The 16244-nt window shown below is 60.9% G+C and carries 16 protein-coding genes; 6 read left to right on the top strand and 10 right to left on the bottom strand.

From position 1 onward, the window contains the following. Positions 1–88: 88 nt before the first annotated feature. The 3 genes from AC1RBR_RS13545 to AC1RBR_RS13535 all read right to left on the bottom strand — a co-directional run bounded on the left by AC1RBR_RS13545 (position 89) and on the right by AC1RBR_RS13535 (position 5374). A complete protein-coding gene (locus AC1RBR_RS13545) occupies positions 89–730 on the bottom strand; it encodes a DUF1345 domain-containing protein (protein ID WP_492564920.1) in 642 nt (213 codons plus the stop codon). A 372-nt stretch (positions 731–1102) separates the two neighbouring features. Continuing rightward, positions 1103–4201: a multidrug efflux RND transporter permease subunit gene (locus tag AC1RBR_RS13540; RefSeq protein ID WP_492564918.1), complete on the bottom strand. Its 3099-nt coding sequence runs from the start codon at positions 4199–4201 to the stop codon at positions 1103–1105. 15 nt (positions 4202–4216) lie between these two features. Then, a complete protein-coding gene (locus tag AC1RBR_RS13535; RefSeq protein ID WP_443533531.1) occupies positions 4217–5374 on the bottom strand; it encodes an efflux RND transporter periplasmic adaptor subunit in 1158 nt (385 codons plus the stop codon). 275 nt (positions 5375–5649) lie between these two features. Between AC1RBR_RS13535 and AC1RBR_RS13530 the strand changes: the two genes are divergently transcribed. Together AC1RBR_RS13530 and AC1RBR_RS13525 are read left to right on the top strand one after the other, a co-directional pair. Next, positions 5650–6351 carry a response regulator gene (locus AC1RBR_RS13530; RefSeq protein ID WP_047602328.1) on the top strand — a complete coding sequence of 234 codons (702 nt, stop codon included), beginning with the start codon at positions 5650–5652 and terminating at the stop codon, positions 6349–6351. A 4-nt stretch (positions 6352–6355) separates the two neighbouring features. Further along, positions 6356–7657: an ATP-binding protein gene (locus AC1RBR_RS13525; protein WP_204894700.1), complete on the top strand. Its 1302-nt coding sequence runs from the start codon at positions 6356–6358 to the stop codon at positions 7655–7657. Positions 7658–7769: 112 nt separating this feature from the next. On the opposite strand, the gene pncA is transcribed toward AC1RBR_RS13525, so the two are convergent. The 4 genes from pncA to AC1RBR_RS13505 all read right to left on the bottom strand — a co-directional run bounded on the left by pncA (position 7770) and on the right by AC1RBR_RS13505 (position 9884). Next, on the bottom strand, positions 7770–8396 hold the full coding sequence (gene pncA / locus AC1RBR_RS13520; protein WP_492564915.1) for a bifunctional nicotinamidase/pyrazinamidase: 627 nt from the start codon (positions 8394–8396) through the stop codon (positions 7770–7772). A gap of 49 nt (positions 8397–8445) precedes the next feature. Continuing rightward, on the bottom strand, positions 8446–9204 hold the full coding sequence (locus AC1RBR_RS13515; RefSeq protein WP_492564914.1) for an anti-sigma factor: 759 nt from the start codon (positions 9202–9204) through the stop codon (positions 8446–8448). Then, a complete protein-coding gene (locus AC1RBR_RS13510) occupies positions 9201–9644 on the bottom strand; it encodes a sigma-70 family RNA polymerase sigma factor (protein WP_243753539.1) in 444 nt (147 codons plus the stop codon). Before AC1RBR_RS13510 ends, AC1RBR_RS13515 begins: the two co-directional genes overlap by 4 nt. A gap of 90 nt (positions 9645–9734) precedes the next feature. Beyond that, complete coding sequence (locus tag AC1RBR_RS13505; RefSeq protein WP_492564912.1) at positions 9735–9884, bottom strand: hypothetical protein; 150 nt, start codon at positions 9882–9884, stop codon at positions 9735–9737. A gap of 175 nt (positions 9885–10059) precedes the next feature. Here AC1RBR_RS13505 and AC1RBR_RS13500 point away from each other — a divergent pair, with 175 nt between their 5' ends. The 3 genes from AC1RBR_RS13500 to nudC all read left to right on the top strand — a co-directional run bounded on the left by AC1RBR_RS13500 (position 10060) and on the right by nudC (position 12702). Then, entirely contained in the window at positions 10060–10833 is a 774-nt protein-coding gene (locus tag AC1RBR_RS13500; protein WP_492564910.1) for a class I SAM-dependent methyltransferase, read from the top strand. Positions 10834–11052: 219 nt separating this feature from the next. After that, positions 11053–11865, top strand: coding sequence for a crotonase/enoyl-CoA hydratase family protein (locus AC1RBR_RS13495; RefSeq protein WP_096796076.1), 813 nt, complete (start codon positions 11053–11055; stop codon positions 11863–11865). A 6-nt stretch (positions 11866–11871) separates the two neighbouring features. Beyond that, the gene (gene nudC, locus AC1RBR_RS13490; protein ID WP_115984600.1) at positions 11872–12702 is read left to right on the top strand and encodes an NAD(+) diphosphatase; all 831 of its coding nucleotides are present in this window, start codon (positions 11872–11874) and stop codon (positions 12700–12702) included. On the opposite strand, the gene AC1RBR_RS13485 is transcribed toward nudC, so the two are convergent. Beyond that, positions 12670–13449, bottom strand: coding sequence for a TSUP family transporter (locus AC1RBR_RS13485; protein ID WP_253151957.1), 780 nt, complete (start codon positions 13447–13449; stop codon positions 12670–12672). The two genes, nudC and AC1RBR_RS13485, sit on opposite strands and share 33 nt — an antisense overlap. A gap of 333 nt (positions 13450–13782) precedes the next feature. Between AC1RBR_RS13485 and sfnG the strand changes: the two genes are divergently transcribed. Beyond that, positions 13783–14865 carry a dimethylsulfone monooxygenase SfnG gene (gene sfnG / locus AC1RBR_RS13480; protein WP_492564908.1) on the top strand — a complete coding sequence of 361 codons (1083 nt, stop codon included), beginning with the start codon at positions 13783–13785 and terminating at the stop codon, positions 14863–14865. Positions 14866–14989: 124 nt separating this feature from the next. Here the strand turns inward: sfnG and AC1RBR_RS13475 are convergent, their stop codons facing one another. Continuing rightward, the gene (locus AC1RBR_RS13475) at positions 14990–15469 is read right to left on the bottom strand and encodes a nuclear transport factor 2 family protein (protein WP_401274077.1); all 480 of its coding nucleotides are present in this window, start codon (positions 15467–15469) and stop codon (positions 14990–14992) included. Between the two features lie 56 nt (positions 15470–15525). Then, positions 15526–16089 (bottom strand): TetR/AcrR family transcriptional regulator, encoded by a 564-nt coding sequence (locus tag AC1RBR_RS13470; protein WP_047602358.1) that lies wholly within the window; start codon positions 16087–16089, stop codon positions 15526–15528. Positions 16090–16244 lie beyond the last annotated feature (155 nt).

Below are 16244 nucleotides of genomic sequence, written 5' to 3'. Positions count from 1 at the left end.
GCTGATACTTCGTCAAGTGAATGCGCGTGGTACTTCAACTTGGCGCCGACGGGCGGTGCTCAGCGTTATTGAAGTATCTGCGCAATGCTCAGCCAAACAGGCCGGCAGCAATATTGATCGAAAAGCCCAGAATCGCGGTGTTGAACACAAAACCGATCAATGATTGCGCCAGGACGATCTTGCGAATGTCGCGGGTAGCCACGCCGACATCGGCAGTCTGCACTGCCACGCCGATGGTGAAGGAGAAATACAGGAAGTCCCAATAATTGGGCGTGGTCAGGCCTTCAGCGAAACGCAGGGCCGGTTCCTTGCCATCCCAGGTGTAAAACAGGCGCGCGTAGTGCACACAGAAGATCACCCCAATCACCAGCCAGGAACCTACGACGGTGACGGCGGTGAACGCGTAATGCAGAAGTTTGTGATGGGTATCCAGATCCTTGGTACCGGCCAGTTCCAGGGTGATGGCGGCCAGGCTGGCCAATGCTGCGATACACACCACGAACAGCACCAGTCCGGCGTTCTCGTCTTCAACGACGGCGATGCGTTTGACGTCCGACGCCTTGGCCCGAATGGCCAGCCAGAACATCAGGATCAGGTAAGTCCAGACGCCGGCATTCCAGCCGATGAGGATTTTGCTGACGATGGAGTCGGCAGGGATCAGCAGGCCAGTGGCAAGGCCAACCAGAGCGGCGGCGGACAGGCGAGGGTGGGTGCGGGCGAGAAAGCGCATGGAGACTCGATGGGCCAGGATGTCTTTACACCTTAGCCCAGCGACGTCCGGGATGACCACTGACGTGACTGTTCGAATGACCTTGTGGGAGCGGGCTTGCTCGCGAAAGCGCTGTGTCAGCTACATGAATACTGACTGACACACCGCCTTCGCGAGCAAGCCCGCTTCCACGGGGATCAGTGGTGTTTGCTGAAGCGTTGTACGAGCCTCATCACTACCACAAAGAACAACGGCACGAAGATCACTGGATGAACACTGACTTGACTGTTCGAATGACCTTGTGGGAGCGGGCTTGCTCGCGAAAGCGGTGTGTCAGCTACATGAATGTTGACTGACACGACGCCTTCGCGAGCAAGCCCGCTCCCACAGGGATCAGTGGTGTTTGCTGAAGCGTTGTACGAGCTTCATCACTACTACAAAGAACAATGGCACGAAGATCACTGCCAGCGTCGCCGTGATCATCCCGCCGATCACTCCGGTGCCGATAGCCTGCTGGCTCGCCGAACTGGCGCCAGTGGCGATGGCCAGCGGCACTACACCGAGGATGAACGCCAGCGAAGTCATGACAATCGGCCGCAGACGCAGGCGCGCGGCTTGCAACGTCGCATCGATCAAATCGTGCCCCTCGTCATACAGGCTCTTGGCGAATTCGATGATCAGGATCGCGTTTTTCGCCGACAGACCGATGATGGTAATCAGCCCGACCTTGAAGAACACATCGTTGGGCATGCCGCGCAAGGTCACCGCCAGCACTGCGCCGAGCACACCCAGCGGCACCACCAGCAACACCGAAGTCGGAATCGACCAGCTCTCGTACAGCGCCGCCAGACACAGGAACACGATCAGCAACGACAAACAGAGCAAGATCGGCGCTTGACTGCCGGACAGCCGTTCCTGCAACGACAGCCCGGTCCATTCCTGACCCAGACCTTTCGGACCTTGGGCGATCAGCCGTTCGATCTCCGCCATGGCCTCGCCGGTGCTGTGCCCCGGCGACGGTTCGCCGGAAATCGCAATTGCCGGGTAACCGTTGTATCGGGTCAGTTGTGCCGGGCCTTGCGTCCATTTCGCCTGAACGAACGCCGACAGCGGCACCATGTGCCCGGCGTTATTGCGCACATGCATTTTCAGCAGGTCCTCGACCTGACTGCGCTGATCGCCTTCGGCCTGTACCACCACCCGCTGCATGCGCCCCTGATTGGGGAAGTCGTTGATGTAGGAAGAACCCACGGCGGTGGACAGCACGTTGCCGATATCAGCGAACGACACGCCCAGCGCATTGGCCTGCTTGCGGTCTACCTCCAGTTGCACCTGCGGCGCTTCGGCCAGCGCGCTTTCGCGCACGTTCATCAGTACCGGGCTTTTCTCGGCGGCGGCGAGCAGTTCGGTGCGCGCCTGCATCAATGTCGCGTGACCGAGACCGCCGCGATCCTGCAGACGGAATTCGAAGCCGCTCGACGTGCCGAGGCCGTCAACCGGCGGCGGCAACACAGCGAACGCGATGGCGTCCTTGATCTGGCTCAGGGCAATGTTGGCGCGGTCGGCAATCGAAGTAGCCGAATCGTCGCTGCCGCGCTCCGACCAGTCCTTCAAGGTGGTGAACGCCAGCGCCGCATTCTGCCCGCTACCGGAGAAGCTGAAGCCGAGAATCACCGTGCTGTCGCCCACCCCCGGTTCACTGGCGTTGTGCGCTTCGATCTGTTCGACCACCTGCACCGTACGGTTCTTGCTCGCACCCGGCGGCAACTGAATATCAGTGATGGTGTAACCCTGATCCTCAACCGGCAGGAACGAGGAGGGCAGACGCGCAAAGCACAAACCCATACCGATCAGCAGCACGCCGTAGATCAGCAGATAACGCCCGCTGCGCTTCAGCGCGTAACCGACCCAGCCTTGATAACGATCGGTCAGTTGCTCAAAGCGGCGGTTGAACCAGCCGAAGAATCCGCTTTTCTCGTGGTGCTCGCCCTTGGCGATCGGCTTGAGCAGCGTGGCGCACAGTGCAGGCGTCAGAGTCAGGGCCAGGAACGCCGAGAACAGGATCGAGGTCGCCATCGACAGCGAGAACTGCCGGTAAATCACCCCCACCGAACCCTGCATGAACGCCATCGGGATGAACACCGCCACCAGCACCAGGGTAATGCCGATGATTGCCCCGGTGATCTGCTTCATCGCCTTGCGCGTCGCCTCTTTCGGCGACAGTCCTTCAGTGGCCATGATGCGCTCGACGTTTTCCACCACGACGATGGCGTCGTCCACCAGAATGCCGATCGCCAGTACCATGCCGAACATGGTCAGCACGTTGATCGAAAAACCCAGCGCGAGCATGGTGGCGAAGGTGCCCATCAGGGCCACAGGCACCACCAGCGTCGGGATCAGCGTGTAGCGGATGTTCTGCAGGAACAGGAACATCACCGCAAACACCAGCAGCATCGCCTCGCCCAAGGTGTAAACCACTTTGGTGATCGAGACTTTGACGAACGGCGAGGTGTCGTACGGAATCTTGTATTCGACACCGGCCGGGAAATAGCGCGACAGCTCGTCCATCTTCGCCCGAATCAAAGTGGCGGTCGCCAGCGCATTGGCCCCCGGCGCCAGTTGCACGCCGACGGCGGTGGACGGCTTGCCGTTCAGGCGCGTGCCGAACTGGTATTCCTGACTGCCGACTTCGACCCGCGCCACATCGCCGATGCGCACGGTGGAGCCGTCAGGATTGGCCTTGAGCACGATGTCGGCGAACTCTTCTGGCGTCGACAACTGACCCTTGACCAGAATGGTCGCGGTGATTTCCTGCGAGGACGGATTGGGCAAGTCGCCAATGCTGCCAGCCGACACCTGGGCGTTCTGCGCGACGATGGCGGCGTTGACATCGGCCGGGGTCAGGTTGAAACCGATCAGCTTCTGCGGATCGATCCAGATCCGCATCGCGCGTTCGGCGCCATACAGCTGAGCCTTGCCGACACCGTCGATGCGTTTGATCTCGTTCATCACGTTGCGCGCCAGGTAATCACTGAGCGCCACGTCATCGAGCTTGCCGTCGCTGGAGGTCAGGGTGATAAGCAACAGGAAGCCGGCAGAGACTTTCTCCACCTGCAGGCCTTGCTGATTGACTGCCTGCGGCAGGCGCGACTCGACCACTTTGAGGCGGTTCTGCACATCCACCTGAGCCAGTTCCGGGTTAGTGCCCGGCTGGAACGTCGCTTTGATCGTCGCACTGCCGAGGCTGCTTTGCGATTCGAAGTACAGCAGATGATCGGCGCCGTTGAGCTCTTCCTCGATCAGGCTGACCACGCTTTCATCGACGGTCTGCGCCGAGGCACCGGGGTAGACGGCGTAGATTTCGATCTGCGGTGGGGCAACGTCGGGGTACTGCGCCACCGGCAATTGCGGGATGGCCAGCGCACCGGCCAACAGGATGAACAGGGCGACAACCCAGGCGAACACCGGGCGATCGATAAAGAACTGCGGCATATAAAAGCGTCCTGCTTACTGACCAGAGGTCTGGGCAAGTGGAAGAGGGGTGTCGTCGATCTGCACTTTTTCGCCGGGACGGGCGTGCTGCAGGCCTTCAATGACAATGCGGTCGCCGGGCTTGAGGCCACCGCTGACGATCCAGCGATCGCTCTGCACCGCACCCAGCTGCACTGGCTGCTGGGCCACGCGCATTTGCTCGTCGACAGTCAGCACTTGGGCGATACCCGCGCTGTCGCGCTGCACCGCACGTTGCGGCACGGTGATGCCGTTCTGTACGGTAGCTTGTTGCAGACGTACGCGGATGAAGCTGCCCGGCAGCAGGTCGAGGTCAGGATTGGGGAACTCGCTGCGCAGAATGATCTGGCCGGTGCCCGGATCGACCGTGATGTCGCTGAACAGCAACTTGCCCGGTAACGGGTAGAGACTGCCGTCATCCTGAATCAGCGTGGCCTTGACCTGATCCTGACCGACTTCCTGCAACTGCCCGGAACGGAATGCACGGCGCAGCTCATTGAGCTCACGGGTCGACTGGGTGAGGTCGGCGTAGATCGGGTTGAGCTGCTGGATCAGCGCCAGCGGGGTGGTTTCATTCTGCCCGACCAGTGCACCTTCGGTGACCAGAGCACGACCGACACGCCCGGAAATCGGCGCGGTGACGGTGGCGTAGCCGAGGTTCAGCTTCGCCCGTTCTACCGCAGCTTTATTGGCTGCCACGTCGGCGGCGGTTTGCCGGGCATTGGCGCGGGCGTTGTCGTAATCCTGAGCGCTGATGGCCTTGTCATCGATCAACTGCGCGTAGCGTTGCTCCTGCAGCCTGGCCTGGAAGGCATTGGCCTCAGCCTTGCGCAGCGCGGCTTCGGCGCTGTCCAGGTCAGCCTTGAACGGTGCCGGGTCGATGCGAAACAGCACGTCGCCCTTTTTCACGTCGCTGCCTTCACGGAAGGTCCGTTGCAGCACCACACCGGCCACCCGGGCGCGCACTTCGGCGATGCGTGGCGCGGCGATACGCCCGCTCAGTTCGCTGCTGATCGACAGGGGGCGGGCCTCGATGGTCTCGATGCGCACGGTGGCCGGCGGCGCTTCTTCTTCGGCCTTCGAGGACGAATCACAGGCGCTCAGCAACAGCGCAACGGCGATCAGGCCGAGCCCGGCCAGCAGATTTTTCGACATGTACCACCCCCAATATTGAAGCCCGCATCCTAAGGCCAGACGCCGAGGGTAGCGGTGAAGCTTTGTAGGCGCTGTGTGAAATTGTGTAAGGGTTTTACTCAGGGACGGGTGAGGGCGTATATCCTTTACGCCTTGAAATTTATTGCGACAGATAAACCGCCATCGCGAGCAGGCTCACTCCTACATTGGAACTGTGCCAGACACGAACCTTGTAGGAGTGAGCCTGCTCGCGATGAGGCCCAAACAGTCGCCACAGCACTTTCCTGGAACACCCCATGCCCAACATCCTCCTGGTCGAAGACGACACCGCCCTCGCCGAACTGATTTCCAGCTACCTGGAGCGCAACGGCTATTCCGTCTGCGTGATCGGGCGTGGCGACCATGTGCGTGAACGGGCGCGAATCAATCCGCCGGATCTGGTGATCCTCGACCTGATGCTGCCCGGCCTCGATGGCTTGCAGGTCTGCCGCTTGCTGCGGGCCGATTCGGCAACGCTGCCGATCCTGATGCTGACCGCCCGCGACGACAGTCACGATCAGGTACTCGGACTGGAAATGGGCGCCGACGATTACGTCACCAAACCCTGCGAGCCACGGGTTCTGCTGGCCCGGGTGCGTACTTTGCTGCGGCGCAGCAGCCTCGGTGAACCGATGACGGTCAATGACCGGATTGTGATGGGCAATCTGTGCATCGACTTGTCCGAGCGCACCGTGACCTGGCGCGAGCAACCGGTGGAGCTGTCCAGCGGCGAATACAATTTGCTGGTGGTGCTGGCCCGGCATGCCGGGGAAGTGCTGAGCCGCGACCAGATCCTGCAGCGTCTGCGCGGCATCGAGTTCAACGGCACTGATCGTTCGGTGGACGTGGCGATTTCCAAGCTGCGGCGCAAGTTCGACGACCATGCGGGCGAGGCGCGCAAGATCAAGACCGTGTGGGGCAAGGGTTACCTGTTCAGCCGTTCCGAATGGGAATGCTGAGCTGATGTTCAGAATCCTCTTTCGTCTGTATCTGGTGACGATCGTCTCCTACAGCGCGGCGATCTATCTGGTGCCGGATCTGGTGGTCATGGCATTCCGCGAGCGCTTCATCACCTACAACCTCGACTACTCGCGCGGCCTGCAATCGCTGATCACCCGACAGTTTCACGCGGTACCGCAGGAGCAGTGGCCAGCGTTGGCGCAGTCGATGGACAAGGACTTCCAGCCGCTGCACATCGTCCTGGCGCGCATCGACGACGCCGGGTTCACCAACGCCGAGCAGGCGCGTTTGCGCGCCGGGGAAAACGTGGTGCGTATCGGCGATTGGGGGTGGCGCACCTTGGCGGTCACTCCACTGAACGATGACGTTGCTGTGCAAATGGTGGTGCCGCCGGATCCGCTGGACGTCAATTTGTTGTACTGGAGCATCAACGTGCTGATCGGCGCGAGCATGCTCGCCTGCCTGCTGCTGTGGATTCGTCCGCACTGGCGCGATCTGGAGCGCCTCAAGGGCGCCGCCGAACGCTTCGGCAAGGGGCATCTGAACGAGCGCACACAGATTCCGGCCAGTTCCAACATCGGTAGTCTGGCTAACGTGTTCGACACCATGGCCGGCGACATCGAGGATCTGCTCAATCAGCAGCGCGACCTGCTCAATGCGGTGTCCCACGAATTGCGCACGCCGCTGACCCGTCTGGACTTCGGTCTGGCCCTGGCGCTGTCCGATGACTTGCCGGTGACCAGTCGCGAGCGCCTGCAAGGGCTGGTCGCACACATTCGGGAACTGGATGAGCTGGTGCTGGAACTGCTGTCTTACAGCCGTTTGCAGAACCCGGCGCAGTTGCCGGAGCAGGTCGAGGTTTCGCTGGATGAGTTCATCGACAGCATTCTGGGCAGTGTCGATGAAGAACTGGACTCGCCGGACATCGTCATCGATGTGCTGCTGCACGGTCAGCTCGAACGCTTCACGCTGGATCCGCGCCTGACCGCCCGGGCGATTCAGAACCTGCTGCGCAATGCCATGCGCTATTGCGAAAAACGTATTCAGATTGGTGTGCAGGTCAGCCCCGATGGTTGCGAGATCTGGGTCGACGACGATGGCATTGGCATCCCGGATGACGAGCGGGAGCGGATTTTCGAACCGTTCTATCGCCTTGATCGCAGCCGCGACCGCGCCACCGGCGGCTTTGGTCTGGGCCTGGCGATAAGCCGCCGGGCGCTGGAGGCGCAGGGCGGGACGCTGACGGTGGAAAGTTCGCCGTTGGGTGGGGCGCGGTTCAGGTTGTGGTTGCCTGACATGACTTGACCCGAAACCTGCGGGAGCGGGCTTGCTCGCGAAAGCGGTGTGTCAGATTAACTTATGTCGACTGACACTCCGCCTTCGCGAGCAAGCCCGCTCCCACAGGGATTTGTGTTGGTCAGATGAGTTGGTTCGACTTAATCAAGCCAACCCCGGCCGTCTGCATCCGCTCCATCGCCGCTGCCAGTGATCCATCCCTGTCAATGGCACGACAGGCGTCCAGCACCACGAACGCATTGAACCCCGCCGCCCGCGCATCCAGCGCCGAGAACATCACACAGAAGTCCAGCGCCAGACCGACCATGTACACCGTGTCGATACCGCGTTCCTTCAGATAACCGGCCAGACCGGTGGTGGTGTGCCGGTCTGCTTCGAGAAATGCCGAATAGCTGTCGATGTCCGGATTGCAGCCCTTGCGGATGATCAACTGCGCGTGCGGCAGGTTCAGCTCGGGGTGAAACTCGGCACCGGATGTGCCTTGCACACAATGCTCCGGCCAGAGTACCTGCTCGCCGTAGGGCAACTGAATCACCTCGTAAGGCTGGCGTCCGGGGTGGCTTGAGGCAAAGGACGCGTGGCCGCTCGGGTGCCAGTCCTGGGCAATCACCACCTGTTTGAACAGGCTACCGAGGCGATTGATCAGCGGCACGATCTGATCGCCTTCGGGCACGGCCAACTGGCCGCCGGGGATGAAGTCGTTCTGCACGTCAATGACCAGCAGGGCGGTGCGGGGTGAAATCTGCATCGGGGCTTCCTCCTTGGATAATCACCCGCTCAGCATAGTGGAGCGGCACTCACGCGCCCAGCTTGTCGACCAGGTGTTTTGCCAGGTCTTCCAGCGCCGGCGCCGGGTTGTGGCCGATCAGCATCCAGGCATGTTCACCTTCGGTCCAGTACACCACGTTCATCTCGTGTCGGCGTTCGTGCGCCAAAGGCCGACTGCCGCTGTTGGAGCGGGTCACGCACAAGGCCAGCGGCCCATGCTTCGCATCGAGATAGGTCAGTTGTGCAATCGGCACGCCGTCGTACTCGAGCATTTGTGCACGCTTGAGTTCGGCGCCCGGCAACCTCACCAGCGCCGGCGACAGATTGAGCCCCAAGCGTGCATCCACCGCACGCAATTGCGCGCGCTGGCTGGCTTCGTCGCTCGGCAGGTGATCGAGGGTGTGCGACACATACAGCGCCATGTAGTCGCCCACCAGCGCACGCCAGTTATGTGTTTGCCGGGTTTGCCAGGCGAGAAACAGGCGATCGGCCAATACGCCGCCCGCCAGCAGACTCGCGGCGGCGGCACCGATGAACCAGCGCCGGCTCAGGCCTGGCTGCTGAGAGGCGGGAATGGCATCAAGGCGCGCCTGCAAACGTTCCAGCGGTGCCTGTTGCGCCAGTTCGTCATAGGCTTCCTTGTACGGCAGGCTGCTGCGGTCAAGCCATTGCACGCGCAGGCTGAGCAACGGGTCGTCGGCAATCGCGCTGTCGAGTTGGCTGCGATACGCCGGGTCCAGCTCGTCATCGAGATATGCCGTCAGTTGTTCGTCGGAGGGCTTGTTCATGAGCGGTCACCTCCGGTGGTTTGCGGCACGGCTTGCAGCGGCGGGTATTCCGCCAGTTTCAGCCGCGCGGTGGCCAGACGGCTCATTACCGTGCCGATCGGCACTTGCAGGATCTCGGCGACTTCGCGGTAGGACAAGCCTTCGACATACGCCAGGTACACGGTTTCACGCTGGGTTTCCGGCAACGCATCGACCCGACGGATCACCTGCGCCGCCAGCACATGAGTCTGCGCGAAGGCCAGTTGCCCGTCGGCATCGACCTGTCCCGCACCCTGACGCACCCGACGCACGCGCACTTCGTTGAGCCAGATCGAATGCAGGATGCTCAGCAGCCAGCGATCCATGCGCGTGCCGGCCACATATTGGCCGGCACGTTCCAGCGCCCGCACACACGTGGCCTGCACCAGATCCTCGGCCACGTGCCGATTGCGCGACAGCAGCAGGCCGTAGCGCCACAGCCGCGCCAGATGCTGTCCGAGTTCCGCTCTGAATGCCTGATCGCTGACGATGATGGCGTTCCTTTATCTATGTCAGGTTTTCGATGAATCGTTGATGGCTTCAGCCAGGTCCTGGTATTCCTCGCAGGCGGTGCTTTCATCACCGTTGGCAAACGCCATCGACGCAGACAGCGTGGTCACCAGCGGCCACGGGGCGGCGAACATAACGGAACGGATAGTCATGGGCAAGGTTCCACAGAGGGTTATGTTTCACTTTGAACAACACCGTACGGCATTTGATTCATTGTTTTGTCAGGCTCTGTTCAAGGAACGCGCAAATGCCGGCGTTATGCTCAGCAATGCCAGCCGTCCATCCAGCGCCTTGCCATGCTGCCGCGCTGACACATGAGGAACTGCCATGAAAGATCAGGTTCATCACTCCGCTGCTGCCGGCTACAAGACTGCCGCCGATACCTACGTCAAAGGCCGCCCCGATTATCCGCCGCAGGTCAGTCAGTGGCTGACGCAGACGCTGGGTCTGGACAGTCACAAGACTGTCATCGATCTGGGCGCCGGTACCGGCAAGTTCACCGGACGGCTGGTGGCGACCGACGCGCAGGTGATCGCTGTGGAACCGGTGGCGCAGATGCTGGAAAAACTCTCCGCTGCCTGGCCCGATGTACTGGCCGTGAGCGGTACCGCGACCGATCTGCCATTGTCCGACGCGTCGGTGGACGTGGTGGTCTGCGCCCAGGCGTTTCACTGGTTTGCTACCACAGAATCCTTGAGCGAGATTGCCCGGGTACTCAAGCCCGGCGGCAAGCTTGGCCTGATCTGGAACCTGCGCGATACGCAGGTCAGTTGGGTGCCGAAGCTCGACGCAATCGTCAACGCGCTGGAGGGGGACACGCCGCGTTACTACACCGGTCAATGGCGCGAAGCGTTTCCGCATCCGGCGTTCGGGGCGCTGCAGTTGCAGCAGTTTCATCACGGACACACCGGCTCGCCCGAGGACGTGATTTTCAATCGGGTGCGCTCCACCAGTTTCATTGCAGCATTGCCGCAGGCGCAGCGCGACAAGGTTGATGAGCAGATTCGCGCGCTGATTGTCTCGGAACCGGCGTTGCGTGGGCGACATGAGCTGACGGTGCCTTATGTGACAGCGGCGTATGTGGCGGTGAAGGTCAGTTAGATCGGCGGTGAGCCTATCGCGGGCAAGCCACGCTCCCACAGGTCTTGGGTGGATCACTAAATCTGTGATCAAACCTGACCCCGTGGGAGCGGGCTTGCTCGCGAAAAGGCCAGCCCTGACACCCCATTTCTCGAAGCAGTCCCGCATTTGGCCGAACCGCCATCGTGATGCCTTGTTATAGTTCGGGCCTCATTTTCTGCCCGGTAAAGGATCACTGCCATGACTCAATACACCGCCTTCAGCGTCGAACTGGCCGACAACATCGCTCATGTGCAGATCAATCGCCCGGAAAAGATCAACTCGATGAACGCCGCGTTCTGGAGCGAGATCGTCGAGATTTTCCAGTGGATCGATGACACTGATGAAGTGCGGGTGGTGGTGCTGAGCGGCAACGGCAAACACTTTTCCTCCGGCATCGACCTGATGATGCTCGCCGGCGTCGCCAACGAACTGGGCAAGGACGTCGGCCGTAACGCGCGCCTGCTGCGGCGCAAGATTCTCACCCTGCAAGCGTCGTTCAATGCCGTCGACAACTGCCGCAAACCGGTGCTGGCGGCGATTCAAGGCTATTGCCTGGGTGGCGCCATCGACCTGATCGCCGCCTGCGACATGCGCTACGCGGCCGAAGACGCGCAATTCTCGATCAAGGAAATCGATATCGGCATGGCCGCCGATGTTGGCACTTTGCAACGGTTGCCACGGATCATCGGTGACGGCATGCTGCGTGAACTGGCTTACACCGGCCGCACCTTCGGCGCTGAAGAAGCGCGCAGCATCGGCCTGGTCAATCGCGTGTATGGCGACAAAGAGCTGCTGCTCGACGGCGTCATGGACATTGCCCGTGACATTGCCAGCAAATCGCCAATTGCGGTCACCGGCACCAAGGAAATGATCAGCTACATGCGCGATCATCGCATCGACGACGGCCTCGAATACGTTGCCACCTGGAACGCCGCCATGTTGCAATCCACCGACTTGCGCGTGGCCATGGCCGCCCATATGAGTAAACAGAAACCCGAATTTCTGGATTGAGAAACCATGACAGCTCGCTGGACCACTGCAGTACTGGACACCGATCAACCCGGCGGCTGGGCCGTGGCGCGCAGCCCCGAAGGCTTTCTGTTTGATGACAACGGCGCGCTGTTCCCGCGCGAATGGCTCAAGCGTCAGGACCTGTCAGTCCTCGCCGAACACGGCATCGGCCATCTCGATGGCGAGCCGGTGTATCTGCTGGAGCTGCGCAGTTCCAGTGACGTGCCGGGCTGCAACTGGAAAGGCCTGCGGGCGTTCATGCTCGATGGCGATCACACCGTCTACAAAGTGCTCGGGTATGCCGCGCAGATCGGCACCTGGGCGCGTGAACATCGCTTTTGCGGCAACTGTGGGCAGGCGATGACGCAGGTGCCGCGCGAGCGAGCGATGTATTGCCAGCCGTGCGACCTGCGCAGTTATCCGCGGATTTCGCCGAGCATGATCGTGCTGATCACCCGCGGAGACGAAATTTTGCTGGCGCGCTCACCGCGTTTCGTCACCGGGGTCTACAGCACGCTGGCCGGGTTCGCCGAGCCGGGCGAATCGGCGGAGGACTGCCTGATTCGCGAGGTGCGCGAGGAAGTCAGCATTGAGGTGAAGAACATCCAGTACATGGGCAGCCAGTGCTGGCCGTTCCCGCATTCGATGATGCTCGGCTTCCATGCCGAATATGCCGGGGGCGAGATCGTCTGTCAGGAGGACGAGATCGAAGACGCCCAATGGTTCAACGTGCACGATCTGCCGCCGTTGCCGGCGTCAAAATCGATTGCCCGTTACCTGATCGACGTCTACGTGGCGCGCCGTTTAGGCCACGCTGAACCAGTGTTGCCAGGCTAGCCGCACAGTCAGGCCCAGTACCACGGTGATGAACACCGGACGAATGAACTTGGCGCCGCCGCTGATTGCGGTGCGCGCCCCGAAGAACGCGCCGACCATTACCGACAGGCCCATGCTCAGGCCGATGATCCAGTCCACTTGCCCGGAAAACACGAACACCGACAGTGCCGCGATGTTGCTGACGAAGTTCATGCTGCGCGCCACGCCGCTGGCCTTGACCAGGTCGATCGGGTAGAGCAGCAGGCTGCTGACGGTCCAGAACGCGCCCGTGCCGGGGCCGGCCACACCGTCGTAGAAACCGAGGCTGAAGCCTTGGGTCGATTGCCATTTCTTCTTGATCGGGGCGTCGCTGTCCAGCGGCGCTTTTGGCGTGCCGCCGAACAACAGATACAGGCCACAGGCGAAGACGATCACCGGCAGCATCTTGTTCAGCCATTCCGCCGGCAGGTAGTGCGCGACGACAGCACCAGTGAGCGCACCGATCAGAGTACCGACGATCGCGTGCATCCACTGTCGAGGGTGGAACAGTTTGCGGCGGTAGAAAGTGAAACTGGCGGTGGCCGAGCCGAAGGTCGAACTCAGTTTGTTGGTGCCCAGCACCAGGTGCGGTGGCAGGCCGGCAGTGAGCAGCGCCGGGGTGGTCAACAGACCGCCGCCGCCAGCGATGGCGTCGATGAAACCGGCAATGAAAGCGACGAGGGCCAGAACGGCCAGGGTAGTGAGGTCAACGCTGAGTTCGAAAGGCATGGAATCGGCTTATTCGGCAGGGCGCAGAAGGGCTGCGGGGAAGGGCTGACATGTTACTCATTTCCAGGTGTTGCGGCGACCCGTAAAGCTTCATCGCGAGCAGGCTCACTCCTACATTTGAAATGCGTTCCCCCTGTAGGAGTGAGCCTGCTCGCGATGGGGTCAGCCCTTTGAACTCAAAACCCAACTGTTGCCCACCCAACACCTCGACAACAAATCACCCTCCAACAATGCAACTCCATCAGCCTCAAGCCCAATAAAACCGGGTAACTGAACCCTGGCACGCTTGCTGCTCTGCCCCATTGACCTTCCCAATGTCCCGAGGACACGCCAATGAGCAAGCAAGCCGTGAAATTCGCCTACTGGGTGCCGAACGTCAGTGGCGGCCTGGTGGTCAGCAAGATCGAGCAGCGCACCGACTGGGGCATCGACTACAACCGCAAACTGGCGCAACTCGCCGAAGCGGCGGGGTTCGAGTACGCCCTGACGCAGATCCGCTTTACCGCCGGTTACGGTGCCGAGTTCCAGCATGAGTCGGTGGCGTTCAGTCATGCGCTGCTGGCCGCCACCAGCAAACTCAAGGTGATCGCGGCGATTCTGCCGGGGCCATGGCAACCGGCGCTGGCGGCCAAGCAACTGGCGACCATCGATCAACTCACCAACGGCCGGATCGCCGTGAACATCGTCAGCGGCTGGTTCAAGGGCGAATTCCAGGCCATCGGCGAACATTGGCTGGAGCACGACGAGCGCTACCGGCGCTCCGAAGAATTCATCCGCTCGCTGCGCGGGATCTGGAGTCAGGACAACTTCAGCTTTCGCGGCGACTTCTACCGCTTCGACAATTACAGCCTCAAACCGAAACCGCTGGGCCGCCCGGAAATCTTTCAGGGCGGCAGTTCCCGCGCGGCACGAGACATGGCGGCGCGAGTCTCCGACTGGTATTTCACCAACGGCAACAGCATCGAGGGGATCAAGGCGCAGGTCGATGACATCCGCGCCAAAGCGGCGGCGAACAAGCATTCGGTGAAGATCGGCGTCAACGCCTTCGTCATCGCCCGCGACACCGAAGAAGAGGCGCGCGCTGTACTGGCGCAGATCATCGACCAGGCCGACCCTGAGGCGGTGAACGCGTTTGGCGATGCGGCGAAGCAAGCGGGCAGGGCGTCGCCGGAAGGTGAGGGCAACTGGGCGAAATCGACTTTCGAGGATCTGGTGCAATACAACGATGGCTTCAAGACCAACCTGATCGGCACGCCACAGCAGATTGCCGAGCGGATTGTGGCGTTGAAAGCGGTGGGAGTGGATCTGGTGCTGACGGGATTTCTGCACTTTCAGGAGGAGGTGGAATATTTCGGCAAGCGGGTGTTGCCGCTGGTGCGGGAACTGGAGGCTGAAAGGACTGCCGCAGTAGCCTGACCACCAACAAATCTCCTGTAGGAGTGAGCCTGCTCGCGATTGCGTATGAACATTCAATATTTAGGTTGACTGACACACCGCTATCGCGAGCAGGGCTCACTCCTACAATTGGAACTATGTGAGCTTACAGACCGAGATCGGAGAGCCCCGGATGATCATCCGGGCGCCGACCCAACGGCCAGTGGAACTTGCGCTCGCTTTCCTTGATCGGCATGTCGTTGATGCAGGCATAACGCTGGAACATCAGCCCATGCTCGTCGAATTCCCAGTTTTCATTGCCGTAGGAACGAAACCAGTTACCCGAATCGTCGCGCCATTCATAGGCGTAGCGCACGGCGATACGCGTGTCCGAATAGGCCCAGAGTTCCTTGATCAGGCGGTAGTCGAGTTCCTTGGCCCATTTACGGGTCAGGAAGGCCTTGGCTTCTTCGCGGTTGCTGGCGAACTCGGCGCGATTGCGCCATTTCGTATCCAGGGTGTAGGCCAGCGACACCTTCTCGGGATCGCGGGAATTCCAGCCATCTTCGGCCAGACGTACTTTTTCGATAGCCGATTCACGATTGAATGGCGGTAGCGGTGGACGCACTTGGGCAGCAGTCGACATTGTCAGTCTCCCGATCTAATTAACGATTAAACAACGGTTGAGGCTTATTTAAGGCGTTACAGGTCCAATAACTTACGCGCCATGCATTGCGCATTATCAGCGGCACTGTGATCACCCATCACAAGCGCTACGGTAATGGCGCCGTCAATCAGGATCAGCAACTGTCTGGCCAGACGTTGCGGGTCCTCGGTGCCATGTTCGGTGCACAGCTCGCACAGGTAGTCGAGCAGTTTCTGTTTGTGGTCTTTGGCGACCTGGCGCACCGGGTCTTCAGGATCGCCGGTCTCGCCACTGGTATTGATAAAGGCACAGCCGCGGAAGCCTTCCGAGGCGAACCAGCCCTTGAGTACGGTAAACAGGTTGAGCAGGCGGTCGGCCGGGGTTTCGGCCTGATCGACGGCGCTGCGGTACCAGTGCATCCAGCGCACATCGCGGCGTTGCAGGGCGGCGACGGTCAGCTCCTCCTTGTTGGCGAAGTAGCGGTAGATGCTTTTTCTGGAGACGCCGGCGGTTTTCACCAGAAGATCCATGCCGGTGGCCGCGATGCCACTTTTGTAGATCAACTTTTCGGTGACATCCAGAATGATGTCGCGGGTCGAGGTGTCAGTGATTTCGTTCATGTGGCTAACAGTAGAACGATCGTTCTCCTTGGTCAAGCGGTTATTTTTTTGTGTCTGCCATACCGCTTTCGCGAGCAAGCTCGCTCCCACAGGGGAATGCATTCGAATGTGGGAGCGAGCTTGCTCGCGAAGGGGGCATTACAGACAGCAACAAG

The organism is Pseudomonas sp. GW823-FHT01D03 (assembly GCF_058798255.1).
The sequence above is the reverse complement of the archived record's forward strand: the minus strand, read 5'-3'. Positions and strand labels throughout refer to the sequence as shown.